A 237-nucleotide genomic window follows, 5' to 3' on the forward strand; every position below is an offset into this window, starting at 1 on the left:
TAAAGCAACCTTCATTAATGGGCCATTCTCTAGATCTATACTACTTTGTATACGAGTACATTCTGCTTCAACTTTTTCTGCAACATTTAGTTCTCCATTAAAATCATACACATTAAAATCATACAGTTTACTTTCTTTACTACTTAATATGTCAAGCGTACCACTTCTATAGACAGCACGTAACATATCATGATGAACCACTAAAGCTTCTAACGCTTTTGTCAAGCTTCCTTCTTC

General features: G+C 33.8%; 1 protein-coding gene. It reads right to left on the bottom strand.

The features are described 5' to 3' along the window. A partial coding sequence (locus MR167_RS32365; protein WP_242316301.1) for a hypothetical protein occupies window positions 1-225 on the bottom strand: 225 nt, incomplete at its 3' end. Between the last annotated feature and the right edge of the window lie 12 nt (window positions 226-237).

Source organism: Bacillus cereus group sp. BfR-BA-01355 (assembly GCF_022663675.1).
In the GTDB taxonomy this organism is placed as follows: Bacteria; Bacillota; Bacilli; order Bacillales; family Bacillaceae_G; genus Bacillus_A; species Bacillus_A thuringiensis_S.